The sequence below is a fragment of the Pseudomonas frederiksbergensis genome (assembly GCF_003732705.1).
GTDB lineage: Bacteria > Pseudomonadota > Gammaproteobacteria > Pseudomonadales > Pseudomonadaceae > Aquipseudomonas > Aquipseudomonas frederiksbergensis_F.
The window spans coordinates 37,909-60,654 of the sequence record NZ_MOBR01000041.1; the positions used below are offsets into that span (position 1 = coordinate 37,909).

At 59.7% G+C, this 22,746-nt stretch carries 18 protein-coding genes and 1 tRNA gene; 4 read left to right on the forward strand and 15 right to left on the reverse strand.

What is annotated here, in order from left to right; translation table 11 throughout:
* The first annotated feature begins 139 nt into the window (after nucleotides 1–139).
* Nucleotides 140–1,129, forward strand: a complete 990-nt coding sequence (locus BK667_RS27895; RefSeq protein ID WP_123515977.1) for a GGDEF domain-containing protein — start codon at nucleotides 140–142, stop codon at nucleotides 1,127–1,129.
* A 126-nt stretch (nucleotides 1,130–1,255) separates the two neighbouring features.
* Here the strand turns inward: BK667_RS27895 and BK667_RS27900 are convergent, their stop codons facing one another.
* The 3 genes from BK667_RS27900 to gabD form a co-directional block, all read right to left on the reverse strand.
* Nucleotides 1,256–2,470 (reverse strand): response regulator, encoded by a 1,215-nt coding sequence (locus BK667_RS27900; protein ID WP_123515979.1) that lies wholly within the window; start codon nucleotides 2,468–2,470, stop codon nucleotides 1,256–1,258.
* Between the two features lie 127 nt (nucleotides 2,471–2,597).
* Nucleotides 2,598–3,875: a 4-aminobutyrate--2-oxoglutarate transaminase gene (gene gabT, locus BK667_RS27905; RefSeq protein ID WP_123515981.1), complete on the reverse strand. Its 1,278-nt coding sequence runs from the start codon at nucleotides 3,873–3,875 to the stop codon at nucleotides 2,598–2,600.
* 185 nt (nucleotides 3,876–4,060) lie between these two features.
* Nucleotides 4,061–5,503 (reverse strand): NADP-dependent succinate-semialdehyde dehydrogenase, encoded by a 1,443-nt coding sequence (gene gabD / locus BK667_RS27910; protein ID WP_054050229.1) that lies wholly within the window; start codon nucleotides 5,501–5,503, stop codon nucleotides 4,061–4,063.
* A gap of 348 nt (nucleotides 5,504–5,851) precedes the next feature.
* Here gabD and BK667_RS27915 point away from each other — a divergent pair.
* A tRNA-Arg gene (locus BK667_RS27915) sits at nucleotides 5,852–5,928 on the forward strand.
* Between the two features lie 491 nt (nucleotides 5,929–6,419).
* Here BK667_RS27915 and BK667_RS27920 read toward each other — a convergent pair.
* The gene (locus BK667_RS27920) at nucleotides 6,420–6,863 is read right to left on the reverse strand and encodes a hypothetical protein (protein WP_123599505.1); all 444 of its coding nucleotides are present in this window, start codon (nucleotides 6,861–6,863) and stop codon (nucleotides 6,420–6,422) included.
* A 393-nt stretch (nucleotides 6,864–7,256) separates the two neighbouring features.
* The gene (locus BK667_RS27925; protein ID WP_259698203.1) at nucleotides 7,257–7,409 is read right to left on the reverse strand and encodes a hypothetical protein; all 153 of its coding nucleotides are present in this window, start codon (nucleotides 7,407–7,409) and stop codon (nucleotides 7,257–7,259) included.
* A 350-nt stretch (nucleotides 7,410–7,759) separates the two neighbouring features.
* On the opposite strand from BK667_RS27925, the gene BK667_RS27930 reads away from it, so the two are divergent.
* On the forward strand, nucleotides 7,760–8,764 hold the full coding sequence (locus tag BK667_RS27930) for an Abi family protein (RefSeq protein WP_123599506.1): 1,005 nt from the start codon (nucleotides 7,760–7,762) through the stop codon (nucleotides 8,762–8,764).
* 192 nt (nucleotides 8,765–8,956) lie between these two features.
* Here BK667_RS27930 and BK667_RS27935 read toward each other — a convergent pair whose 3' ends face one another.
* From BK667_RS27935 to BK667_RS27955, 5 genes are all read right to left on the reverse strand, one after another.
* The gene (locus BK667_RS27935; RefSeq protein ID WP_123599507.1) at nucleotides 8,957–9,229 is read right to left on the reverse strand and encodes a hypothetical protein; all 273 of its coding nucleotides are present in this window, start codon (nucleotides 9,227–9,229) and stop codon (nucleotides 8,957–8,959) included.
* Nucleotides 9,230–9,249: 20 nt separating this feature from the next.
* Nucleotides 9,250–9,870 (reverse strand): hypothetical protein, encoded by a 621-nt coding sequence (locus BK667_RS27940; protein WP_123599508.1) that lies wholly within the window; start codon nucleotides 9,868–9,870, stop codon nucleotides 9,250–9,252.
* A complete protein-coding gene (locus BK667_RS27945; RefSeq protein WP_123599649.1) occupies nucleotides 9,867–10,448 on the reverse strand; it encodes an RNA polymerase sigma factor in 582 nt (193 codons plus the stop codon). The genes BK667_RS27940 and BK667_RS27945 overlap by 4 nt, the downstream gene beginning before the upstream one ends.
* A gap of 17 nt (nucleotides 10,449–10,465) precedes the next feature.
* Nucleotides 10,466–12,163: a vWA domain-containing protein gene (locus BK667_RS27950; protein WP_123599509.1), complete on the reverse strand. Its 1,698-nt coding sequence runs from the start codon at nucleotides 12,161–12,163 to the stop codon at nucleotides 10,466–10,468.
* An 88-nt stretch (nucleotides 12,164–12,251) separates the two neighbouring features.
* Nucleotides 12,252–12,812 (reverse strand): YbhB/YbcL family Raf kinase inhibitor-like protein, encoded by a 561-nt coding sequence (locus BK667_RS27955; RefSeq protein ID WP_123599510.1) that lies wholly within the window; start codon nucleotides 12,810–12,812, stop codon nucleotides 12,252–12,254.
* 142 nt (nucleotides 12,813–12,954) lie between these two features.
* On the opposite strand from BK667_RS27955, the gene BK667_RS27960 reads away from it, so the two are divergent.
* Nucleotides 12,955–14,484, forward strand: a complete 1,530-nt coding sequence (locus BK667_RS27960; RefSeq protein WP_123599511.1) for an FAD-dependent oxidoreductase — start codon at nucleotides 12,955–12,957, stop codon at nucleotides 14,482–14,484.
* A 103-nt stretch (nucleotides 14,485–14,587) separates the two neighbouring features.
* On the opposite strand, the gene pgaD is transcribed toward BK667_RS27960, so the two are convergent.
* The 5 genes from pgaD to BK667_RS27985 form a co-directional block, all read right to left on the reverse strand.
* Nucleotides 14,588–15,115: a poly-beta-1,6-N-acetyl-D-glucosamine biosynthesis protein PgaD gene (gene pgaD / locus BK667_RS27965; protein ID WP_123599512.1), complete on the reverse strand. Its 528-nt coding sequence runs from the start codon at nucleotides 15,113–15,115 to the stop codon at nucleotides 14,588–14,590.
* Nucleotides 15,112–16,464 carry a poly-beta-1,6-N-acetyl-D-glucosamine synthase gene (gene pgaC, locus BK667_RS27970; protein ID WP_123599513.1) on the reverse strand — a complete coding sequence of 451 codons (1,353 nt, stop codon included), beginning with the start codon at nucleotides 16,462–16,464 and terminating at the stop codon, nucleotides 15,112–15,114. The genes pgaD and pgaC overlap by 4 nt, the downstream gene beginning before the upstream one ends.
* A gap of 1 nt (nucleotide 16,465) precedes the next feature.
* Nucleotides 16,466–18,463: a poly-beta-1,6-N-acetyl-D-glucosamine N-deacetylase PgaB gene (gene pgaB / locus BK667_RS27975; RefSeq protein WP_123599514.1), complete on the reverse strand. Its 1,998-nt coding sequence runs from the start codon at nucleotides 18,461–18,463 to the stop codon at nucleotides 16,466–16,468.
* Between the two features lie 12 nt (nucleotides 18,464–18,475).
* Nucleotides 18,476–20,956: a poly-beta-1,6 N-acetyl-D-glucosamine export porin PgaA gene (gene pgaA / locus BK667_RS27980; protein WP_123599515.1), complete on the reverse strand. Its 2,481-nt coding sequence runs from the start codon at nucleotides 20,954–20,956 to the stop codon at nucleotides 18,476–18,478.
* A gap of 246 nt (nucleotides 20,957–21,202) precedes the next feature.
* Nucleotides 21,203–22,708 (reverse strand): YdgA family protein, encoded by a 1,506-nt coding sequence (locus tag BK667_RS27985; protein WP_123599516.1) that lies wholly within the window; start codon nucleotides 22,706–22,708, stop codon nucleotides 21,203–21,205.
* Between the last annotated feature and the right edge of the window lie 38 nt (nucleotides 22,709–22,746).

Here is a 22,746-nt window from a genome sequence, read left to right on the forward strand (position 1 = left end):
GCGGGCCGAGACCTGTTATCAATTATTTCCCACCAAAGCGTGACAGCGCCTGCTGTGGCACAAGAAATAATCGATAAGGGGCCCACGTAGTGGCCGCTTTCGAACCTCGAGCGGCGCACGCCCTTTGAGATCTGTGCCGATGGTCACCAAAAACCTACAAGACTCATCCCACCCGCAGTGGCCCGAGGCCGCGCAAACCCTGATGGCGTTGATGCATGCCCAAGGTGAAGTCGCACGCCTGAGCGAACGCGAACAACTCTTCAGCTCGTTGCTGGTCAGCGTCAACGCCGTGCTTTGGGCCTTCAACTGGGAAACCCGGCAAGTGCTGTACGTCAGCCCGGCTTATGAACGGATTTTCGGTCGTTCCGCCGGCCTGTTGCTGGCTGACTACAACCAGTGGCGCGACAGCATCTACCCCGACGATCTGGACTACGCCGAGCGCAGCCTGGCCGAAGTATTGGTCAAAGGTGCCGTCGAAGACCGCGAATACCGCATCATCGCCGCCGATGGTCAGGTGCGCTGGCTCAGCGACAAGTGCTTCATCAACCGTCAGGCCGATCCAGGGCAACCGGTGATCATCGTCGGCATCGCCGAGGACATCACCGAAAAGAAGCAAATGGAAACCGAGCTGCAACGCCTGGCGACCACCGACGTGTTGACCCAGAGCAGCAACCGCCGGCACTTCTTCGAATGCGCTCATCGCGAATTTGAACAGGCGAAGCTGCAAGGGGCGCAACTCGCATTCCTGCTGCTGGACATCGATGACTTCAAAGTGGTCAACGACAGCTACGGCCATCCGGCAGGCGATACCGTGCTGCAACACATTGCTGAAAGCGGTCGCGCAGCGTTACGCCGGGGTGATCTGTTCGGGCGAATTGGTGGGGAAGAGTTTGCTGCCGTATTCCCGGGCTGTGCGCCGGACATGGCCATGCAAGTGGCCGAGCGTCTGCAACGGGAGATTCAGCGGTTGAGCTTCAGCCATGACCAACAGACTTTCGGCATCACCGTCAGCCAAGGCCTGACCAGCCTTACCAGCGAGGACGAAAGCCTCGACAGCCTGTTCGCCCGCGCCGACGCGGCGATGTACGAAGCCAAGCGCCAGGGCAAAAACCGCATCATCTCGGCCTGAGTTCGTGATCGTTCCCACGCTCCGCGTGGGAATGCATCCTGTGACGCTCCGCGTCACGCGTTTGGAAGGGACGCGGAGCGTCCCGGGCGGCATTCCCACGCAGAGCGTGGGAACGATCTCGCGGCGTTACTTTTTGCGCAGGCGCATCAACTCCGGCAACCCAATCTTGAGCAACCGCGCCGTGCGGCTTTTGGACAGTTCCTCAATGCCCTCATGCTCGGTCAGGCGCGCCAGTTGGGCGGCCATGTTCATCACCAGCGCTTCGCGGGAGTAAACCCCGCCACCGAGCTGGTAGACCGCCGCAATCAGCTCTCGCAACTCCAGCGGCAGGCGCCAGCGGGTGCGCAATGCCGAGCCATAGCCCGCGCCGAACTCGGCCAGCGCATCGCCGATCTCTTCCCACTCATCCAGTTCGCCACCGGCCTGCTTCCATTCCTGCAAGCAACGCAGCAAGGCCAGATCGCCAAGGCGATGCAGCATTCCCGCGCAATAGCAGCGCTCCTGGTCCAGGTCCAGCAAGCGCGCCAAGGTCCGGCCATATTCGGCGGTGCGCAGCGACAGGTCCCAATAGCGTTCGGCATAGTCCGCCAGCAGCGGATCGCTGAGTCGCGCGCAGCGTTTTAGAGCCAGGCCCAGAATCAGGTTCATGCTTTGCGCGGTGCCCAAGCGATGCAGGGCCTGGGACAGGGTTTGTACCCCGACACCATGGTGCTGAGCCGCACTGTTGGCCGCCGCGATCAACACCGCGGTGATTTGCGGGTCATTACGGATCTCGCCCTCCAGCAGCGTCAGGTCGAGGCCATTGGGGTTAAGGCTGCGTTTGACCGCCAACTGCACGTCGGTCATCAGCGGCGCGCCGTCTGTCGACTCACGTCGACGCTCCAGGTACACCGACAAGGTCATGCCCGGCGACAGCGTTGGCACTTCGCAGGACACCTCTTCGCCCGCGTTCAGCAGCAACTCCTGCAGACGCTGAGTCAGGTTTTCCATATCCAGGGGTTTGGTCAGGTACGCCGTGGGCGCCAAGGGCAGAGCCTCGCGCACGCTGGCACTGTCGTTGCGGCTGCTCAACAAAATGAATGGCAACGGCGGATTGCGTTTGCGCTGACGGACACTGCGCAAGACATTCAGGCCATCGATACCGGGCAATTCCCAGTCAACAATCACCAGGTCGTAAGGCACCTCCGCCAGCAGCTCCATCGCTTGCTGGCCATCGGCACACAGGTCCAGCCGTGCGTCGCAGCGCACATTCAACAACACTTGCTTGAGCAGGTCACGCGACCAGGGGTCGGCCTCGGCAATCAGCACTCGCGGAACAGCGGGTAACACCACAGCGGTCATTCGTACACTCCAACGGCAATGCATGAACCTTAGTCAATGCTGGCCATTCGATACAGCGCGATGTGTTCTGCGGACACGAAAAAACCCGCCGAAGCGGGTTTTTTTGTCGATCAGGTCACACTTGCAATCAGAGTTCCGAGAAGCACTCTTCGATGATCGCCAGTCCTTTGTCCAATTGCTCGTCCGGCGAGGTCAGCGGTACCAGGACGCGCAGAACGTTGCCGTAGGTGCCGCAGGACAGCAGGATCAGACCCTTGTCCCGCGCCTTGGCCACCACCGCTGCCACTGCTGGAGCGTTCGGCTTGTGGCTGTCGCCATCAACGAACAGCTCGACGGCGATCATCGCGCCCAGGGCACGGACTTCGCCGATTACCGGGTACTTCGCCTGGATGGCTTTGAGGCCAGTCACCAGACGCTCGCCGACTGCCTTGCAGCGGTCCAGCAGGTGTTCTTCTTCGAACACTTCCATCACGGCCAGGGCCGCGGCGCAAGCGATCGGGCTACCGGCGTAGGTGCCACCCAGGCCGCCTGGAGCAATGGCGTCCATGTATTCGGCTTTACCGCACACACCGGCCAGCGGGAAGCCGCCAGCGATGGATTTGGCGAAGGTGGTCAGGTCGGCAGCAACGCCCATCTGTTCCATGGCGAAGAAAGTGCCGGTACGGCCAGCGCCGGTTTGTACTTCGTCAGCGATCAACAGGATGCCGTGCTGGTCGCACAGAGCACGCAGACGCTTCATGAATTCTTTCGGCGCGACGTAGAAACCACCTTCACCCTGAACCGGCTCAATGATGATGGCAGCGATGTCACGCGGCTCGGCGTCGTTCTTGAAGATGCGTTCGATGCTGGCGATCGAGTCGTCGACGCTCACACCATGCAGTTCGTTCGGGTACAGCGCGCGGAAGATGCCGCCTGGCATCAGGCCCATGCCGGCCGAGTAAGGCACGACTTTACCGGTCAGGCCCAGGGTCATCATGGTGCGACCGTGGTAAGCGCCGGTGAACGCGATCACGCCGGCACGGCCAGTGGCGGCACGGGCGATTTTCACGGCGTTTTCCACGGCTTCGGAACCAGTGGTCACCAGCAGGGTTTTCTTGGCGAAATCGCCCGGAACCTTGGCGTTGATTTTTTCGCACAGCTCAACGTACGGCTCGTAGGCCAGTACTTGGAAGCAAGTGTGAGTCAGCTTGTTCAGCTGCGCGGTCACGGCGGCGATGATTTTCGGGTGCAGGTGACCGGTGTTCAGCACGGCGATACCGCCGGCGAAGTCGATGAACTCGCGACCTTCAACGTCGGTCACGGTGGCGTTCTTCGCGGACTCGGCGAAGATCGGGTGAATCTGGCCAACACCGCGTGGTACAGCGGCTTCGCGGCGTTTCATCAGGGATGCGTTAGTCTTGCTCATAAAGTCCTCATTCACCGCTCATCGGGCGGCGTGGTTCAAGGAAAATGCGGCGGGGAGGCAACTACGGCAGCATGCGATGATCGACTGCCACAGCTTTCCCGGCCACAGAGAAAATTCCATTTGAAGCGCAGAAAGGGACAGCGCTCTCGTGCCCTTTCCGCTTGAAGCAAAACGTCTGGCTGGACTTAGATGCCCAGGCAGAGGTATTTGATTTCCAGATAATCTTCGATGCCGTACTTGGAGCCTTCACGGCCCAGGCCCGACGCCTTGATGCCGCCAAACGGCGCGACTTCGTTGGAGATCAACCCGGTGTTGACGCCGACCATGCCGTATTCCAGGGCTTCAGCCACACGGAACACACGGCCCAGGTCACGGGCATAGAAGTACGAAGCCAGACCGAACTCGGTGTCGTTGGACATCGCGATCACTTCGGCTTCGTCTTTGAAGCGGAACAGCGGCGCCAGTGGACCGAAGGTTTCTTCCTTGGCCACCGCAGCGTTTTTCGGCACGTTGGTCAGAATGGTTGGCTCGAAGAAGTTGCCTTCCATCACCTTGCCACCGGCCAGAACGGTCGCGCCTTTGCTGATCGCGTCAGCAATGTGCTCTTGAACCTTGGCCACGGCTTTTTCATCGATCAGAGGGCCAGTGGTGGTGCCTTCTTCCAGACCGTTGCCGATCTTGAGCTTGGCCACAGCCACTTTCAGCTTCTCGGCGAACGCGTCGTAGACCGAATCCTGAATGTACAGACGGTTGGCGCAGACGCAGGTCTGGCCGTTGTTGCGGTACTTGGAAATGATCGCGCCTTCGACGGCCTTATCCAGGTCCGCGTCGTCGAACACGATGAACGGCGCGTTGCCGCCCAATTCCAGGGACACTTTCTTGATGTCCTTGGCGCATTCAGCCATCAACTGACGACCGATTTCGGTCGAGCCAGTGAACGACAATTTACGCACGATCGGGTTGCTGGTCAGCTCGCTGCCGATATCGCCGGCGCTGCCGGACACAACACTGAACACACCGTTCGGAATACCGGCACGCTGGGCCAGTTCAGCCAAAGCGAATGCGGAGAAAGGGGTTTGCGAAGCAGGCTTGAGCACCATGGTGCAACCGGCGGCCAGGGCCGGGCCGGCTTTACGGGTGATCATCGCGGCCGGGAAGTTCCACGGGGTGATCGCTGCGGTCACGCCGATCGGCTGCTTGATCACGATCAGGCGCTTGTCTGGCTGGTGGCCCGGAATCACATCACCGTAGACGCGCTTGGCTTCTTCGGCGAACCACTCAATAAAGGAAGCGGCGTAAACGATTTCGCCCTTGGCTTCGGCCAATGGCTTGCCTTGCTCGAGGGTCATCAGGCGAGCCAGGTCGTCCTGGTTCTCGATGATCAGTTCGAACCAGCGACGCAGCTTGTTCGCACGGTCCTTGGCGGTCAGTGCACGCCAGGCCGGCAGCGCTTTGTCAGCGGCTTCGATGGCACGGCGGGTTTCGGCAGCGCCCATCTTCGGCACAGTGCCCAGAATTTCGCCCGTTGCCGGGTTATTGACCTTGATCGTCTGACCGTTGTCCGCATCGACCCAAGCGCCATCGATAAAGGCTTGCTGGCGGAACAACTGGGTGTCTTTAAGCTGCATGTCGGCTTTCCTTAACAGCACCGCGACCAGCGCGGAGCGAATTATGATTGTAGAAAGGCGCCTCGAAGGCTGCCGTCAGGGAAATCATTCACCGGGCTGAAGCACATAAATAGCGCACGGATTGGACTCGTGCGGTTCAGCACCCAGACAAGAGCGTTTGAAATCTCGAACGAATCCTAGGATCAATGCCGGGAAAGGACAATAGGCCGTTCGAAAAAAAGAACGAAAACGGCGCATTTGCCTATTTTTTCTGATCAACGTAGCAAACGGCTGTTACAGGTTAGAAAAACACAGGCGATTCAGCAGCATGGACGCCCGCAACGCATATGAGTATCATGGCGCCCGCTTGCACCAGTAGCTCAGCTGGATAGAGTACTGCCCTCCGAAGGCAGTGGTCGTGGGTTCGAATCCCGCCTGGTGCACCATATAGAAGAAACGAGAAAGCCTCAGGCCCGTAGGGTTTGGGGCTTTTTTGTGGGTGTTGGTATCCCAAGTGGGCAATTCAGGGGTTTGATCTATGGGGCTTGGGTCGGTAGGGCAGTTGTCAACTTAGAGTTTACAACTGCCGTGAACCACCTCTCGCGAGTCCCCCGCAGCATTCGGAAATCCGGAAGAGAGGGATTAGTGGTGTCTCGTTCAGTTATGCGCAAACCCATGGTCCATTTGGATTCTGGTGGGCACCGCCACAAACCCAGGTGCCATTGGGATTCTGATGACCTTCGGCATGTGCGCCTCCATAGACCCAGCTACCATCTGGATTCTGATGGGCTACGAGAAAATAAATCTGTCCCTCTTTTCCGTAAATCGCCAGGGTCCCCCGGCGACTATCAGCCACGAAATCCGACGATCATTGCTCCGAAGGCTCGATACTCCACACAGAGCAAAAATCTTTGGAATGCCATTCAAATGAATGCGTTTATGAATTTGGTGGAGACTGAATGTAAACGACTTGTTTATCTCGTCCCACCAACAGACCGACGATGAGGAAGATCACTCCCAGGAAGAAGCCAACAAATCCTAGGAATCCACTAACCAAGGTGCCACCGATCGCTGCTCCTGCCGTTTCTGCACTTGAGTGAGCGCCACTAATATTGGTGGCGATATGGCTACCAGTGAAAATAATACCGGCCAAAGGAAGCATGAACGCAGCGATGCCCGAGGTGACTAGAAGCCGACGCCATGCCTTACCAGGAGTGGGAGCATAAACCGCGACGACTAGTGCAATGATCCACACGACGAAGAAAACTATCGCGCTTGTCGCGCCGCCAGCCGCTGGCGATGCCGCTCCGGCGATGGCTACGACCATCGAAACAAGAATGGCTAATATTAAGCCACCGACCAGCCCTGCAAGAATCTTCATCCTGAATTCCTTCTATTTGCCGAGGCATTGAATATGCTGCTGTGATGTATAGCAGCAGAACGCCACTGCTGTAGCGCCGAAACCGGTGTAGGCGACAGAAGTATTTTCAAAGGTTCACCCCGTTGCAGGTCTAGCAATCCACTTCGTGTATGCCCACGTGTATGCCTAATCGAAACACCAACAACGGAAGCCATATAAACCGGACCTCTCAGCCTCCAGTTCAAACGACGTCTGGGCACCATATAGAAGAAACGAGAAAGCCTCCGGCCCGTAGGGTTTGGGGCTTTTTTGTGGATGCTAGAAACACTCTGAGCCTCGGACTCTCAATGCCTGGCAAAAAATCGGCAATTTTCTGTAAACCGTCACCCGCCATCGCGGTGAACACCAGTCACGTCATCGGCGAGTTTGCGCAGCGGCATCATCAACAATCGCATCCAACTCCGAAAAAACCGTATCCGCATCAATAGCTGGACGCGGATCATTTCTACTGGCAGCGATCGCCTCGCGAATTTCGGCAGCTTTCAAACGATCAAGTAGTTGCTCCATGAGCGGCTCCAAGGCACGGAAAATAGGTTCCTGATAGAACTTGATTTTTTATCGTGTGGTCAACGCCAATCTGGCTTGCGGACAACCGGCCTTGGCCTCTGGGCTAAACAAATTCCGATACATCTCTCCCCTTCCGTCATACGCCCATTAAGGTTTTCATACGCGCCTTATTTTTGGGCTGGAGGTGTTCCATGTTGCTTGACCCATACCTCAATCAACCTCGCCAACCAAAGCTTTCGTATTGGGTCGGCGGCTTCAGTATGTCCAGTCAAATTCACCCTAGAAGTAAATTTGCCCCCCTTTCCCCCTAAAAATTCAAGATTGCCATGGACGGCTAAGGTGACGTGCAAATGATGCAAAGCTATCCAAAACCGTGGCAAAGCTATCAACCACAACTTGATCTACTGATAACCCGCGGCATGACTGTGACTGATCAGGCTAAAGCGTTGGAATATCTTGAGCGCATTGGCTACTACCGCCTCAGCGGTTACTGGTTTGCCTTTCGCGAGCGCTCTGAGCTGTGTTGCCCACTCAATCAGCAGGGCAAGAAACTTTCCAAAACCAAAGTGACACGCCTACCTCTCGACAATTTCAAAGCCGGCACGACATTCCACAATGCCGTCGACTTGTATGTGTTTGATAAAAAACTGCGTTTATTGACCCTGGATGCGCTGGAACGCATTGAGATTGCCTTGCGGGTGGATATTTCCCATGGCCTTGGCAGACACGAAAAGTTTGCCTATCTGCGGCCCGAGCACTTCCACGAAAGCTTTTCCACTCAACTCGATAGCAAAACCGGGCTGACGAAACATAACGTATGGCTTGGCAAACACGCCGCGTTGATTAATCGCTCGAATGAGGACTTTATTCGCCACAACAAGGAAAAGTACGGCCTTCCGTTGGCAGTCTGGGTCGCGTGTGAAGTTTGGGATTTCGGTACCCTATCGACGCTTTATGCCGGCATGACTGAGGCTGATCAAGACGCTATCTCCCAGAAGTACCGCATAAGCAATGGCAGGATTTTCGCCAGTTGGTTACGCAGCCTGAACTATCTGCGCAACGTCTGTGCTCATCACAGTCGTCTGTGGAATCGAAACATTGTTGATCAACCAAAACTGCCACCTGTAGAGCAAGCCCCGGCACTGTCCGCCTTCCATGATGACGCCCAGCGTCGAGCTCGTCCGTTCATTCTGCTATGCATCACCCAGCATCTGATGAAGGTCATAAACCCCTCGTCCAGTTGGGGAGGGCGCATGAAAACACTGCTAGGAGAAGGTTTTCCGAATTTGGCTCACCTGGACCTAAGCCTGGATGGGATGGGCATTGATCAGGATTGGCAGAATCGCGACTGGTGAAGCACAAAACGTAGACAATAAAAAACCCCTGAGCAGTCTCAGCGCCTCAGCGCATCAACCGACAGGGGCCGTGTTGTGGCCAATTATAGAGATTGAGAACGTATCGTCAAATCGTTGAAATTCAGCTATTCGGTTTCGCCGAACTACTGCGTTGATAGACGGCACAAAAAAACCGCCTAAGCGGTTTTTTTATCATTCAGTCGTCCAATCAAACTCGTCATATTCCTCATCGTCCTCGTCCCCCTCCTCCAACACCTCTTCCTCAACGGCATCTTCCTCGGGAACGCCTGCTTCCTGCTTGTTCAGCAGAAATTCCTTACGACTCTCAATAATTCCCCGCCTCAGCTCTTCCCCCTTCTGCGGGCAGTTGAGCATTTGGGCGATGCGATCGATTTTTTTCGCCACGGCTTCCTCCAACGCATCGGCTATGCCCCGATAGTGCGCGCTTTCGGGGCTGGTTGCCAAATGGGTGGTGGGGCCGGGGCTCAGTTTTTCTTCAGGGCCTTGAGTCGAGTGGTGAGGTTTTCGTTGGGGTAACGTTTGTGTAGGGTCTTCATCAGGTCGGCGGCGGCTTGGGTTTGGCCGGTGTTTTGTAGGCGTAGGACTTCACGTAGTTGGTCATCGAGGGTTTTCACCGGAGCAGCGGCGCGTTTGCTGACCTTGGCTTCGTCGGCCATTTCCGCGTTGATGGATTCGCTCTGTGCGGGCGCGGCGTAATCAGCTATTGGCGCTGCGGGTGCAGGGGCGGATAACGCGCCGGCGGGGGCGGACAACGAACGTGCAATCGGTGCCGGGGCTTCTTTCTTGGCTGCAAAGGACGAAGTTTTGGGTGCCGGGGTGGAGTCGAACTGCGGCTCTTGCTCGGGTGTGCGTTGCACCAACGCCAGCATCAGCGCGACGCCAACGAGGCTGGCAAACGCCACCTGCCAACGGGGTTTCTGGCAGGCCTGGACCCAACGCTGCCATAGGCTCGGTTTGCGCACAGGCGCTTCACGGTGGGCGGTGGCCAGGATGAAGGCGTCGAGATGCGACGGTGGGCCATCGCTTCCGTGTTCGCGGAAATGTTCGATCACGGGATCGACCGGTGTTTTACGAGCGTCAGTCATGTCAGTACCTCCTCGGCCAGCAGCCGACGCAGTTTTTGCTGGGCGTAGCGCAAGCGGCTTTTGACGGTTTCCAGCGGTGTTTCGGTGAGGGTGGCGATTTGGGGCAGGTCGAGGTCGCCGTGGGCGCGCAGCAGGAAGACTTCTCGTTGGTCGGCGGGCAGGGTTTGCAGGGCGGTTTCGAGGCGTTGGGTGTCGCGGCTCAGGCTCAGCAGTTGTTCGGGGTCGCCGGCGTTGTCGATCACGGCGTGGGCCTGTTCGTCGTAGCTGTCGTGCAAAGGGTTGTGGATGCCATGTTTGCGCCAGTGGTCGATCAGTCGGTTGCGGGCAATCTGGTAAAGCCAGGTACGAAAATTCGCCCGGCCTTGTGGCTGGCTGGTGCTGCGGATCAGGCTCAGCCAGGTGTCCTGATAGACCTCTTCGGCGAGTTCGGCTTTGCCGCTGAGGCCGAGGAGGAATCGATAAAGGCCCTGGCGGTGACGGGCGTACAAGATCTCGAACGCCGGCCCGTCGCCGGATCGATAGCGCGCCAGCAGCGATTCGTCGCTGCTGGCATCGGTGCTCATTTCAGGAGCAGTCATGTCGATGATGATCCCTTTCACTCGATTCGGTTGGCATTGGGCATTTGATTCGATGCCGTGGACGTCCGCAGGCTCTGGGCCAACTCGACCAGTTGCACGAACTCGGCGCGCAAACCAAAGCGATCATCGCCCCGAGCGCCACGGGCCAAGGCTTCGGTGTCTTTGAGGCTGAAGTCACCGGTGTAGCGGCCGTCCTTCAATTGCTGGGAAAACGCCGCCACGGCCGCCGCGAATCGCAAATCATCGCTGGCAGGTGCTGAACTGGCAGCAATCGGCCGCTCAATCAGACGACTATTCCCACCCTCCGGCAGCTGATATCGCACACGCAACATGGCCATTTCGCCGGATTTCCCGGAAGTGACTGACGCTGCATCACCATACCGCAACGGCTCCAACCAGCCTTTCTCACCAGCAGGGACAATTTCATACAACGCCGTCACCGTATGCCCTGCCCCAATTTCACCGGCATCGACTTTGTCGTTGTTGAAATCCTCACGCTTCAACGCGCGATTCTCATACCCCAACAGCCGATATTCACTGACCTGCGCCGGGTTGAATTCCACCTGCAACTTCACGTTCTTCGCCACCACATCGAGGGTCGAGCCGAGTTGATCCACCAGCACCTTGCGCGCTTCACGCAGGTTGTCGATGTAGGCGTAATTACCGTCGCCGGCATCGGCCAGTTGTTCCATCAGGTGTTCATTGTAGTTATCCACACCAAAACCCAGGGTGGTCAGGGAAATGCCGGTCTTGCGTTTATCCACAGCCATTTGTTTGAGGCTGTCGAAGTCGCTGATGCCGACGTTGAAGTCGCCGTCGGTGGCCAGCAGGATGCGGTTGATGCCTTTGGGGATAAACGCCTGTTGCGCCATTTGATAGGCCAGTTCGATGCCCGACGCCCCGGCGGTGGAGCCGCCCGCAGTCAATTGGTCGATGGCTGTACGAATCTTCGCTTTTTCCCGTCCGGAAGTGGGCTCAAGCACGACACGGGATTCGCCGGCGTAGACCACCAACGACACTCGATCCTGTTCGCGCAACTGATCAACCAGCAACTTCAACGTGCTTTTGACCAAGGGCAAGCCTTCGCGCCGATCCATCGAGCCGGAGACGTCCACCAGAAACACCAGATTCGCCGGGGCCAACTCGGCCACCGCTCGGTCCGAAGCCTTGATACCGATGCGCAGCAATCGGGTATGCGGGTTCCACGGCGACGGCGCCAACTCGGTGGTCACGCCAAACGGCGAGCCATCGGTGGGCAGGGCGTAATCGTAGGGAAAGTAATTGACCATCTCCTCCAGCCGCACCGCGCCTTCGGGGGGCAAACGCCCCTGATTCAGCAATCGGCGGACGTTGGCGTAGGCGCCGGTATCGACGTCGGCGCTGAAGGTCGAAACCGGCGCTTCGGCGACGCTGTGGATCGGGTTGTCGGCCAACGCCTGATACTGCTCGCGCTGCTCATCCCGATAGCCGGGCGGAGCGGCTTCAGACATCGGTGCAAAACTGGCGATCGGCGCCGCACGCACACTGCGCTTGGCCATCGTGGCATCCGCCCTGATCGCTTCAGTTTTCAACTCACCTTGAGCCGGTGACGGTGACGGCGGCGCCACGACAGCCGAATCAGGCGTGGACGAAACACCACAACCAGCAACCGCCAGCAGCAGCCCAATGGCGAAACCATGGGCGGCCGGGCGCAGGACATGCAGAGGGAGGGACATGGGGGCTGACCTCAGGAGGAAATTGATCCATTCATCCTCTGAGACGGACAGCCCGCCCGGTTCGGGTTAAACCGCTAAGAAAAAATCTTCAGCGGTGATAACGCCGCACTACGCTGCTGTTGCGCAACACGTGGTCTTTGATTTTTTCCAGCAATTGCGCGCGGGTCAGGCCGGCGGGCAAGGCGTCCGGAGCCAGGTCCAGGGCGTAGATCTGGATGATGTAGTGGTGCGCGCTGTCGCCGGCCGGCGGGCAAGGGCCGACGTAGGTGGTGGTGCCTTTGACGTTGGTGCCACCGACGCCTTCGAGGGCACCTTTCGCACCGACACCGGCCGGAATCTGGTGGGTGGTCGCCTTGATGCCGTAATGCACCCAATGATCAACGCCCTGGCCTTTCGCGCCATCGGGGTCGTGCATGACGATCGCATAGCTGAGGGTGCCTGTCGGGCCGGCGTTCCAGTTCAGGGCCGGGGACTGGTTGTGCCCGCCGCAGTTGGGCGCATCGCTGGCCGCTGCCGACGTAAACAGTCGATCGTCGGTGACACCTGGGATATTGAGGGTGAAACGCTCCTGGGCCTGCACGGGCAATTGCACGCAAAGGGCGACTGCAACGGCCGCCAGCCAAGGGTTCAGAGAGGTCAATCGGGTCATTACCGGAGCACCTTGTGCGGGGTTGGGCCGTCGTCGGCTGGCAGACTATAGCCGGACCGTTCGCGCGGTGGCAGTGTCAATTGAGCTGAACCTCGGGATAAGGGCCAAACTCAATAGAGAAACCCCTGCCTGGAGAGCGCTCATGGCCCTGCACCGCGTTGCCCGTTTCGCCGATGTGCCGGAAAACCGGGGCCTTGAGGTCCGGATCAATGACACCAAAATTGTTTTGCTGCGGGTCGGTGATCAATTGCGCGCCTTCCAGGGCGAATGCCCCCACGCCGGGGCGCCGCTCGCCGAGGGGGCGCTGTGTCATGGGCGGCTGATCTGTCCGTGGCACAAGGCAGCCTACCGAATCGAGGACGGGGCGCTGTGCGAGCCACCGTCATTGGATGGGCTCCAGCGTTATCCGCTTGAAATGCGCGAAGACGAAGTCTGGGTCGACGACCAGCCGATGGTCGATGCCCATACGCCGCCCGCAGACGATGAGCGAATTTTTGTCATCGTCGGTGCTGGCGCCGCAGGCACCGCCGCAGCGGCCGCCTTGCGTGAGAAAGGCTTCGGCGGCCGGATCCAGCTGATCGACCGAGAAGCCGACGCCGGCTACGACCGCACCGTGCTGAGCAAATTCGTGATCGCCGGGGAAATGCCGCCGGAAGAAGTCCCGCCCCTGCGCGATGACGCCTTTTATGGCAAACAACGCATCGAACGCATCCGGGGCGAAGTGGCGAGCCTCAACGCGCAGGACAAAACCTTAAAACTGGCCGACGGACAAACCCTTGGCTACGACGCGGCGTTGCTGGCGACTGGCGGGATACCAAAACCTCTGGAACTGCCGGGCGCCGACCTGCCGCAGGTCTTTGTGCTGCGCTCGAAAGATCAGGCAAAACAGATTCTCGACGCGGCCAAACCCGGGCAAAAAGCAGTGATCATCGGCGACAGTTTTATCGCCCTGGAATCCGCTTCGGCCCTGCGCACCTATGGTTTGGACGTGACCGTGCTGGCCCGGCACGCCGTGCCCTTCGCCGCCCAATTTGGCGAAAACGTCGGTAAGGCGATTCGCGCCCTGCATGAGGCCCATGGCGTGGTGTTTCACACCGAAGGTGAAGCAGCGTCCATCGAGGGCACAGGCAAGGTCGAAGCGGTGCTTCTGGACAACGGCCAACGCTTGCCGGCGGATCTGGTGCTGGTCGGTATCGGCGTCAGCCCGGCCACAGCGGTGTTTGCCGACCTGCCGAAGGAAAAAGACCAATCGTTGAAGGTCGACGGCGGGATGCGTTTGGCCGATGGGCTGTGGGCGGTCGGTGATATCGCCACCTTCCCGCTCAACGGCCAGCCGCAACGGATCGAGCACTGGCGTCTGGCGCAGCAACAGGCGCGGATCGCAGCCACGAACATGCTCGGCGGCGATGAACATTATCTCGATGTGCCGTATTTCTGGACCTGGCACTTTGGCAAAAACTACGACTACCTTGGCCATGCCGAAAGTTGGGATGAGGTCGAGTTCAAGGGTGATCCTGACCATCCGCCGTTTATTGGCCTGTTCGGCAAGCACGGGGTGGTAGTGGCTGCGGTGGCCTGCGAAGAAGAGCGGGCGATGGCGATGCTGGCCGAGCGGATGAAACAGCCGTTGCCGGTGGATGAGGCTTGGCGGCTGGTGCGGGATCTGAATTGACGTTGAATCGAACCCCATCTGTAGGAGCAAGGCTTGCCCGCGATGGCGTCCGTAAAATCGCCATCGCGGGCAAGCCTTGCTCCTACAAGGGTCCGTGTCGAATTTAGAGATGGCCGACGGGTTGCCGATTGTCGTCATCCTCAGCCGGCAATCGAATCACCAGCGGATGTTCCAGCGGCGCCAACGGTGACGGATGCAACGCGGGATCAATCGGGAAGTAGTGAGTAATCACATGGCTGACATCGCCATCCTGATTGTTGTGAATCGTCATCGAGCCTGGCGTGCGCAGTTTCTCCAACCGATCACCGCTCAACTTGAAGCTTTTGCTCAACCCATGATCATCCACCACGGGTGCCGGCAACCGGCGCTGGGCGAAGCTTTTGCTTTTGCGATGTTGGTAACGCGCCCAGGAAATCAGGATCACCGCGTTCAACACCGCCACCCACAAATAAATCTGCAAGGTGCCGAGCGCGTCGAACACCGACGCATCGATGCGTGGCCCGTCGTGGGTATCGATCAGCGGCCACAACCCGCGCACCAGCAAATAGAGCAGACCGATCCAGGCCAGCACCGTGAAGAAGGCATCGATCACGACCAGAAAAGGCCGCTGCCGGGTTCTGATAATTTTCATTGGATGACCTCTTCCTCATCGTCCAGCGGCTTGATACCCCGATCCGGGCTGACCCAACGCGCGCGTTTCTGATGTTGCCCGAACAGCACTTTGGGGAAACTGACCAGGGTGGTGAGCAAACTGATGAACCAGAACACCAGCGGATACCAGACGACCCAGAACATGGTTTTGCCCAGGCCTTTTTCATAACGCCGGTCGATCAAGATGCTGACGGCAAATTGCACCAGGCAGACCATCGCCAGCAGCAACCCGGTAAAGGCCGGCGGCAGCAGGTGATCCACCGCAATTGCAGAGGGCATTTCGACAAACTTGCCCACGCCCCAGAAGATCACCGACAGCAGGAAGGTGAACGCCCAACCGGTGGACAGGCAGTATTCGAACAGCAGCGGCCACAGGTAGCGATGGCGGTACTGCCAGATGCCGCGAATATTCTTGAACAACACTTCGGCGCCGCCCTGGGCCCAGCGCAGACGCTGTTTCCACAGGCCGCCGAGGGTTTCCGGCATCAGGATCCAGCACAGGGCACGGGGCTCGTAGAAGATGCTCCAGTGATCCAGTTGCAGTTTCCAGCTGATGTCGATGTCTTCAGTGATCATGTCCGGGCTCCAGTAGCCAACCCGGTTCAGCGCGGTGCGACGGAACGCGACGATCACCCCGGAGACGGTAAAAATCCGGCCGAACACCCGCTGGGTGCGCTTGATCAAACCAATGATCGACGAGAACTCGCCCACCTGAACCCGGCCCACCAGCGTCGAGCGGGTGCGGATGCGCGGGTTGCCGGTCACGGCGCCGAGGCGTGCGTTATCCAGCATCGGCGCCACCAGATAGGCCGCAGTATTGGGCGCCAGCAGCGCATCACCGTCGATGCACACCAGATACTCGCTGCGCGCCGCGATGGCACCCATGCGCAGGGCCACGGCTTTGCCCTGGTTTTCTGCCAGGTGCAGCACCCGCAGGCGTGGGTCTTGCGCGGCCAGTGCGTCGAGCACGGCGGCGGTGTTGTCCTTGGAGCCGTCGTTGATCGCGATCACTTCGATGTTCGGGTAGTGCTGGGCCAGCGCCGCGTGGATGGTGTCGGCGGCGTTGTCGCCTTCGTTGTAGCAAGGGATCAGGATCGAAATCAGCGGCTCGCCGGCCAGCGGCGGCGGCAAAGTGTCGTCCTGCCAAGGCCAGTGCCGCTCCCAGTGCAGCCAGAAATACAGGCCGCCGGCGATCCACAGCCCGGACATGAACAGTGGGTAAAAGAACACGAAGTCCATCAGAAATTGCCCGGTGGCCAGGAAGATCAGCCCCAGGGGAATCCCCAGGACGATCGCCAGAACCAGCAGGGCCAGCAGTCTATCCAGCATGTTATGGATTCCACTTGTTGGAGAGCGCGGGCCGCACGGTTTTCAAGTCCGGCTGGTTCTCGAGAAAGTTGTCCGGGTAGTAGCCGAAACTGGTGGCGCCCTGACGCTTGAGGCGGCCCATCCAGTCGCTCAGCTGCGCGCCGTCGATGTCGGCATCGGTCTGTTTGGTCCAGTCCTTGGCTTGCAATTCGAACACCGTGCGTTCAAGCGCACCGGGACGCGCCTTGACCGTCGCCACCAACGCTTCGAGCCAGGGCCCGGATTGCGCGTGGCTTTGTTTTTCCATCAGCGGCATGGCCATCGGCGCCGTCCAGTCGTAGGTGCCGAGGAAGTCGTCGAGGTTCTGCGCAAACCAGGCTTCGCTCTGGGGATTGAGCATCGGTTCGGCAAAGATATTGCGCGCGGTCAGCACCTGTGGTCCGCGAATGGCGCGGACCTTGGCGGTGAGTTCCTGGGTGAAATCGATCAGGTAGCGACTCTTGAACCGCGTCCAGCGGTGCAACGTGGCCGGGTCGTCGCGCAGCGCGGCCATCGAGTCCGGCAAGCCGTTGGCGGCATACACCTTGAGCGCTTCGGGGCTGGCGTCTTCGAAATCCGAAAGCACCGCGTCGTCGTGGTAAAGGATGCCGTCCACCGAGGTCAGGCGCGCCACGTCTTCGTAGATTTCACCGATGATTCGCCGCACGTTCGGGTCGAACGGCGACAGGCGTTTGTACTGGTCCGGGTCCACGGAGGTGGTGCCGGTTTTCGGGTCCCAGCGCATGACACGCGGCAGCTTCGAATCCAGGGCAAAACTCAGCACCGGCATCCAGGCGAAGACCTTGACGTGAGCCCGGGTGCGCAACTGCCAGGCGACGCGGTCGAAGATGTCGGCGCGCACCGGCAAATGGCGGTTGGGGAAGTACAACGAGTGCACCAGGCCATCGCCCTTCGGGTCGGCGAAGGCTTGCAGGAACACCGTGTTGGCGCCCATGTCAGCCATGCGCTGGATCAGTTTGCCGAGGTTGATTTCCTGCTGCGCCGGGTCGGCGTCGTAGACGTTATCCAGGTCCACATGCACCACGCGCATCGGCGACTCGGCCTGCACCGAAACAATGCTGTTGGCGAAGTGCTCGCCGTCCGGGTCCGAAGCCACCAGAAAGCGCGGGCTGCTCATCAGGTTGTCGAGGGCATCGAGGCCGTCGTCCAGGGTCAGGGCCATTTGGTAGCCCTGCTCAGTAACGACTTGCAGCGAGGTACCATCCGCCGCGCCGTACGGCCAGACCCAGACACGCGGCTTGGAGCCCGTGACCTTGCGGATTTTCTCGGTGATGGTCGCAACGTCGCTGCGCATCCGCGCCTGGAACTCGGCCTCGGTTTCGTAACGACCGTTGACCGCGTCATAGCGACGGGTCGCCGCCGCCGGTTGCAGATTGCCTTGCGGGTTAGCCAATACGCCTTTGTGGCTGGCGTCGGTGTGCGCGGCTATTTCCACCAGTCCGGATTTGGATATTTCGCGGATCTGATCCCAGGTCAGGAAGTCCGAACGCTGGCGCGGTGTGCCGGCGAAATCCACCGGTTGGTTCAGCGGCGTATCAATCCACACCCCGACCGGCGCCAGCAACGCGTGCCAGTTGTAGGCGCGCAGCACCGGCATCACCCGGGTGTAGAAGCTCGAATAGCCGTCGTCGAAACTCAGCAAAATCGCCTTGGGCGGCAGCTCGGGACCACCGTTGCGCGCGGCGATGATCTGGTCGACGGTGACCGGTTTGTAGTTGTTCTCCCTTAACCAGGCAAGCTGCTCGATCATGCGTTCGGTACGCACGGCGACCACCGCTTGATCGGGGTCACGGTCTTCGACGTCGTGATAGGCAATCCCGAGCACGTGGTTTTTCGGCCACGGGGTTTCGCTGGCCGGCACCGGGCGCTCGGCGGGTGGCGTAAACGCCGGGGCCTGCTGGGCGCAGGCGCTGACCAGCAGTGCTCCCAGCAGAAGGATGAAACGCGAGATAAAAGGCATCTTCAAACTCTTCTAGAAGCGGTAAGTGAGGTCGACGAGCAGGCGCAGATCGGTTTCGCGGTCGCCGTCGTAGGGCCGGTTGATCACGGTCAGCAAGCCGCCCACCTCGAACACGTCATTCCAGCTGTAGCGCTGGCCGTAGCCCAGCAGGCCGATGCCGCCGGTGCCGTGATCGCGCTGGCTGTAAGTGCCCGCGCCGGCCTGGAACTGCTGGCTCCATGAGGTTTCGTAACGGCGATACAGCACGTGGTTGACGTTCACCGTCGGCAGCACGCTGAAGTCGGATTTGGGGTTGAAGTACGGCACGTCTTCGGACGCGGAGTTGTGGCTGGTGCCGACTTCCAGGCCAAGGTCGACTTGCACTTTCGGCGCGGTGTAGACGCCTTCGCGCCCGGTGAGCAACGCTTCGACACGGTTGTTGCCGTCGCTGAAGTGCGACGGGCTGACCGCCAGTTTCCACTCGCGGCTTTCATTGGCGCGCCAGCGAATGAAACCGCTGCCGCCGTTGGCCGTGACGTCGCTGTTCAACGCACGCAACGGTGTGTCCGCCGAGAGGTAAGCGAGGCTGCCGCCGTACTGCCAGTGATCGTCGATGTCCCGTGCAATCGCCAGGCGTGCGCCTTGTTTGTTGCCGTAGCCAAAGTTGTGATTGGAGATTTCCGCTTCCAGGGTCATGTCGCGGGTGCGACGTTCGACGCCCAGCCGTTGCGTGCGATCACGGCCGGTGCCTTCCTGGAAATCGCCGGTGGCATAACCGACACCAGCAAACACCCGCCAGTCTTCGTCAATCGGCGGGCTGTAGAGCACGGTTTCGATCCCGAAATCCTTGCTGCCGGACACCGCACCGGCACCGCTGTCGCCACCGCCATAACCCTTGCCGCCGTAGCTCTGCACCCGCAGCTCGGCCATGTCGTGCACGTCACGCTGGCGCTGCAAACGCTGGACCTGACGGTTGTCCGGGAAACGCGCGACCACATCGTCGGTCAGCGCATCCATCTGCCGCCATTCCTGCAAATCCATGGCGGTGTGAGCCTGGGCCACTTCGAGGCCCATGTCGCGCGGGACCATGCTCTCGGTTTCCTTGAGCTGCAATTCGGCGCGACGTGGCCAGTCCCGAGCCAGGTACAAATCGGATTGAGCCAGGCGCAAGCCGATATTGCCCGGTGCCTGATCCACCAACGTCTGCAAACGCTGCTCACCGGACGGCAGGTCGGCGCCGTAGGTCCCGGCCTGGGCGGCGAGTTGTTGGGCGTCCATCCATTCATCGTTGGGATTGCCCACTGGCAAACCCTTGAGTTCGACCCGAGGTTTCTGGGCTTTTGCCAAGTCCTCGGCGACTTTGCGTGCTTCATCCGCCTTGTCGCTTTCGAGCAGCGAGTAATAGAGCGCCGTGCTGTCTTCCAGGCGATCACCGACATCCGCATCCGGCGCCACCAGCACCTGGCGATAGAGGTCGGTGGCGAATTCCGGCTGACGCTGGTCCAGGTAGGACGACGCGACCCAGCGCAGGGCGTAAGTCGGAATCTTCACTCCTTCGCTGACTAACTGCTGGTATTCGCTGATCACGTCGGCGGTGCGCGCACGGGCCTTAAGCGCGCCCATGCGGTCGATGCGCCAACGGGTGACGTCGGCGTGGGCCGCCGGGTCCGGGGTCCAGGTGGCGAGCAATCGGTCGTAGTCGGCCAGTGCCCGATCAGCGATCACGTAGCGTTCTTTTTCACTGCGGGTGGCCAGTTCCGCCAGGCGCACGCGCTCGGCGGCGAGGTCACCTTCGATGCGGCGCAGCTGCACCGGATCAATCAGGCCGGGCCGTTGATGGGCCAGGCGCAGGGCCGGTTCCGGCAGGCGTGCACGTTGCAGAGCAAACACGTATTCCCGGGCGACGTCGGGTTTGCTGCCGGCGCGGGTAAAGGCCTGGTCGTATTCAAACAATGCGTCGTAGTGGTTGCCCGCGCGGGTCAAGGCATAGGCCAATGCCAAGCGACGGGACGGATCGTCCGGTTTGGCGGCGACCAACGCTTTAGTGCGAATTACCGCTTCGTCGGGTTTGCCGGCGTCGGCCTGGGTCATGGCCAGACCGAGTTGCAGGTCCGGGTTCTGTGGCTCCAGCGCCAGCGCCTTGTTGTAGACCTCGGTCGCCGAATCCCAGCGCTTGAGGTTGCGATAGGCCCGCGCCGTGGCGGTCAACGCCTGAACCGGCAGCACGCGGTTGCGCCCCTGGGTTTCATAAACCTGCACCACTTCGGCGTCCAGGCCAGCCCAACTGGCGATCTGCAAATGATCGCTGACCTGACCGGTGGTGGCTTGGCTCACCGGCACTTGGCGCAGCACGGTCAGCGCCGGCGCGTAATTGCCCGCACGGGCATCGCGCACCATTTGGTCATAAGGCGTGTCGGCAAACGCCAGCGCCGGCCAGAGCAACTGGCTGCACAGCGCAACGCGCAACAAGGGGCGTAAGCCACGATGAATAGTGGGACCTGCAAAACGCGGCATTCGTCAGCATCCTTACATGGCCATTCGGGGTGCAATGCCCCTTGCCCATTCGTAACGGAAAGCCGGATCGACAGGACCCAGCCAGCTTGTCGGGGCGCAGTCTTGCACGCGTATGTAGGCCGCTATTAAGAACGCAATATTTATTCAGATTCGTAATATCACTTGGCCGTGATCAAACCCCGGACAGCAAAACGCCCGGCGTCTGCGTTGCGCAGAGGCCGGGCGTTCGGGGTGCAGCCTTTGGTGTTACTGGACTTGCCCGGCGCCGCCGAGTTTGCCCATCACGAAGCCGACAAACTGTTCGACGGTCATTTTCTGGCCGTTGAATTCCACCTGATTGTTGGCGTAATGCAGTTTTGTCACGACATTGGTGCCGTCCAGCGTGGCCAACTGAGTGCCCACGGCCATGCTGCTGAACATGTCGCTGGTGGCAGTTGCCTGATCGACGATGGTCTTGGCGTCGGTCTGGCCATCCGCTTGCGCCTGAACGCTGAGCAGGTCAACGAGCATTGGCTTGGACACTTTGATGTTGATGTCCAGCAGGGCGATCAACTGACGGACCAATTGGTCGGGCGGCAGGTCCATGGAGGCCGGTTTGGTCAGGTCCAGCACCAGGTTGGCGCGGCTTTCACCATTGGCCGTGTTGAACGACAGGTTTTCCAGCGCCAACTGTGGACCGGCGGCCAGCAATTTTTCCAGACCGGCCTTCACCTGCGTCTCTTCTTCCGGCGTCAGGTTCAGCTCGGGTGCTGGCTCACCGGCGGCAGCGGCTTTGGCGGCGGCCTGTTCGTAGGGTTGCAGCTTGGTCTGATAAATCTGCATCAGCGACATGGTCGACGGGATGTCGAGGTTTTTCAGGCTCATGGCCATTTGTGCCGAACCGACGGTTTTGCCGTTGAACGACACTTCACCGACCTTGTAATCCGCACGCCCGGAAGCGCTGGTGCCGGATTCTTCGGTCTGGTTCTTCATTTCAAATTTGTTCACGCCCACGATCGACTGCTTGGGACCGAAGGTGGTCTTGCTGCTGGTCAGCTCGAGGGTGTTTTCGCCGGTGTAATAGCCGTAGGTGCTTTTCACCAGATTGCTGGCCAGGGTCAGGCCATTCAGCTCGACGGTCACTGGCGCCTGATCTTCAGACACGGTGGTCAGTTTCAGGCTGTCCATGTAGCCGTCGGCCTTGACCTTCTTGGCCTCGGCGCTGGCGGCGATGTCCATGTTCAGCCCGGAAAATTTCAGGCTGGACTTGTCATCCAGTGCCACTTCCAGCGGCAGCAATTCGAAAGTGCCGTTGGTGGAGTTGTCGTAGCCAATGTTGACCACGCCTTTGACCGGCGACAGGCCGTTGGCGGCAGCGAACCATTTTTCCGTGGTCGGGGTCTTTTCCAGCTCGAAGTGATTGGTGGCCATGACCGGCAACCATTTCAACGAAGCCAGGCGCGAAAACGGCAGCGGGCCGTGTTCGACGTGATCGACGAAGAGCAACTCGACCGGTGCTTCACCGAACATCTCGCCTTCGCCCTTGAGGCGGTAATGGGCGGTGCTACTGAAAACACCACGCTCCACGGACACCAGTTCCAGGGACGCCGTGCCGTTGGAACCCACCAGCGCGGCTTGCAGTTCTTTGTTGGCGTCTACGACGGAGGCGTTCAGCACGCCTTCCAGTTTAGTGCCGGTGTACCAGGCACCACCGGCGCTGATTGCACCAATGGCAACGACAATTCCAAGAAGCACGCCTGCTGATTTATTCATGAATTACCCGATCAATGTCCGTTGTTGAAAAATGTGGT

Coding starts and splice junctions, on each gene's coding strand:
- BK667_RS27985 (WP_123599516.1), bottom strand. CDS start 22,708: ATGAATAAATCAGCAGGCGTGCTTCTTGGAATTGTCGTTGCCATTGGT.
- BK667_RS27925 (WP_259698203.1), bottom strand. CDS start 7,409: ATGGAGCAACTACTTGATCGTTTGAAAGCTGCCGAAATTCGCGAGGCG.
- BK667_RS27950 (WP_123599509.1), bottom strand. CDS start 12,163: ATGTCCCTCCCTCTGCATGTCCTGCGCCCGGCCGCCCATGGTTTCGCC.
- BK667_RS27940 (WP_123599508.1), bottom strand. CDS start 9,870: ATGACTGACGCTCGTAAAACACCGGTCGATCCCGTGATCGAACATTTC.
- pgaD (WP_123599512.1), bottom strand. CDS start 15,115: ATGAAAATTATCAGAACCCGGCAGCGGCCTTTTCTGGTCGTGATCGAT.
- BK667_RS27930 (WP_123599506.1), top strand. CDS start 7,760: ATGATGCAAAGCTATCCAAAACCGTGGCAAAGCTATCAACCACAACTT.
- BK667_RS27920 (WP_123599505.1), bottom strand. CDS start 6,863: ATGAAGATTCTTGCAGGGCTGGTCGGTGGCTTAATATTAGCCATTCTT.
- pgaC (WP_123599513.1), bottom strand. CDS start 16,464: ATGCTGGATAGACTGCTGGCCCTGCTGGTTCTGGCGATCGTCCTGGGG.
- gabT (WP_123515981.1), bottom strand. CDS start 3,875: ATGAGCAAGACTAACGCATCCCTGATGAAACGCCGCGAAGCCGCTGTA.
- BK667_RS27895 (WP_123515977.1), top strand. CDS start 140: ATGGTCACCAAAAACCTACAAGACTCATCCCACCCGCAGTGGCCCGAG.
- BK667_RS27960 (WP_123599511.1), top strand. CDS start 12,955: ATGGCCCTGCACCGCGTTGCCCGTTTCGCCGATGTGCCGGAAAACCGG.
- gabD (WP_054050229.1), bottom strand. CDS start 5,503: ATGCAGCTTAAAGACACCCAGTTGTTCCGCCAGCAAGCCTTTATCGAT.
- BK667_RS27900 (WP_123515979.1), bottom strand. CDS start 2,470: ATGACCGCTGTGGTGTTACCCGCTGTTCCGCGAGTGCTGATTGCCGAG.
- BK667_RS27955 (WP_123599510.1), bottom strand. CDS start 12,812: ATGACCCGATTGACCTCTCTGAACCCTTGGCTGGCGGCCGTTGCAGTC.
- BK667_RS27945 (WP_123599649.1), bottom strand. CDS start 10,448: ATGACTGCTCCTGAAATGAGCACCGATGCCAGCAGCGACGAATCGCTG.
- pgaB (WP_123599514.1), bottom strand. CDS start 18,463: ATGCCTTTTATCTCGCGTTTCATCCTTCTGCTGGGAGCACTGCTGGTC.
- pgaA (WP_123599515.1), bottom strand. CDS start 20,956: ATGCCGCGTTTTGCAGGTCCCACTATTCATCGTGGCTTACGCCCCTTG.